This is a genomic window from Asanoa sp. NPDC050611 (genome assembly GCF_040654855.1).
Classification (GTDB): domain Bacteria; phylum Actinomycetota; class Actinomycetes; order Mycobacteriales; family Micromonosporaceae; genus Asanoa.
On record NZ_JBFAIU010000658.1, the window covers coordinates 1 to 1,717 of the forward strand.

Annotated in this window: 2 protein-coding genes; both read left to right on the forward strand. The window is 71.2% G+C overall.

The features are described 5' to 3' along the window. Nucleotides 1–298 precede the first annotated feature (298 nt). Nucleotides 299–919: a DUF305 domain-containing protein gene (locus AB0H87_RS41545; RefSeq protein WP_360159296.1), complete on the forward strand. Its 621-nt coding sequence runs from the start codon at nt 299–301 to the stop codon at nt 917–919. A 32-nt stretch (nt 920–951) separates the two neighbouring features. Further along, nucleotides 952–1,329, forward strand: coding sequence for a hypothetical protein (locus tag AB0H87_RS41550; RefSeq protein ID WP_360159299.1), 378 nt, complete (start codon nt 952–954; stop codon nt 1,327–1,329). The last annotated feature ends 388 nt before the right edge of the window (nt 1,330–1,717 follow it).

The window sequence follows — 1,717 nt, forward strand, 5'->3', positions numbered from 1 at the left end:
CGGTGGTACGGCGGTGAGGGGCGGTGCTTCGTGTCTCTGGTGCCTGCATAACTGTGATTGGCGGCGCGCGCGCGGTGCACGCGGGGACGGGGGCGTGGCGCTCGGAGAGCGCTCTCCGAGCGGCTCTGAGTTTGAACCGCGATTCGGGTCTCGTCAATATCCTGGGGAGCGCTTTCCGGGGATTGACACGCATCGCAGTGTCGCACAAACTGGCCTCTGGCGAGAGCGCTCTCTCGCAGAATTTCATCGATGGCCCAAGATCTCTCACCGACGACCGTCCCCGTCGAGGAGCTGACCGATGACCTGCCGCCGTGCCGTGCTCGCGCTCGTCCCACTCGCCCTCGTGGGCGGGTGGGCCGGCGGCTGCTCGGCGCCGGATCGCACTGCTCCGGGCGCCGCCGGCTCGCCATCGGTCAGTGCTGGTGATCCGGCCGCGGGGTCCGGTCCGAACACGACCGACATCGCCTGGCTGCAGTTGCTGATCGCGATGAACGAGCGACTGCTGCCCCTCTTCGACCTCGTGCCGAGCCGCAGCGGCGACCCGGCGGTGCAGTTGTACGCGTCGGTGGCGCGGCAAGCCCGCCAGGCGGAGTTGGATTCGCTGCGCAAGCTGGCCACCGGCATCACGATGCCCACCGACAACCCGCACCTGCAGCACGACATGCCCGGGATGCCCACCGCGGCCCAGCGGGCCGAGATGACCCGGTCCAGCGGAAAGGCCTTCGACCGCGGCTTCGCCGCCGCGATGATCGCGCACCTCGACCAGACCTCCCGACTCTGCACGGGCGAACAGAATGCCGGCGCCGACCCGGCGTTCCGTTCGCTCGCGACATCGATCGCGCGCGGAGTCGGCGAGGAGCGAGCCCGGGCGTCCGCACTGGACGCCCGGGCCGCTTCGCCCAGCGCGAACACGCATTGACGTCAGGCTGCCTTGACGGCAATGTGGTTGGCATGACGACGCCGGACGCCTTGGAGCGGGACCACACGCTCGCCACGGCCGCCGCCCGCTACGACCAGCTACGCACGTGGGAGGCGTTGGGCGAGCCGGAACTGGGCCGTGAGGAGGCTCTGGAGCTGCTGGCGCTGAGCGAGGTCCTGTCCCGGAAGGCGGCGTACGGCCGACAGCTGAGCGTCCGCACGGCCCGCGCAGCCGGCGCGTCGTGGTCCCAGATCGGGGCAGCCCTGGGCACAACCAAACAGGCGGCGTGGGAGGCACACGCCAAGTGGATCGACGACCAGGCCGAGCAGCATGGCGCAACCGGGGTGTCGGGGCTGACCGGCCCGGACGCAGCGAACCTCCGCGACCTGGCCGGGGACGCGGACAGCTGATCCGCATCGCGCGGCTCCGTGCCGCCCGCAGGTCCGACGTGGGCCGAGCTCCGCGGGTTTCGACCGCGAGCAGCGACGTGCCCGGACGACGAGTGCGCACCAGCCGCATGGTGCGCGGGCGGTGGCCGCGGCAAGGTCCCCGCCGGCGCAGCCACGACCACGGGACATCAGCAACGCGCCCGGACCCACGATTTCGCACCAGCCAAACACCCGGCTCGTCCACAGACGGTGGCCGCGGTCGCGCCCGCGTCGGCACCGCAACGGGCCCACCGGACACCGGCGACGTGGTCGGAGCACGAGTGCGCACCAGCCTTTCGGCTGGTGCGCGTACTACCGGGTCGAATACAAGCTGAAGACGCTGGACTTCGGCGGCAAGCGCAACGGGACC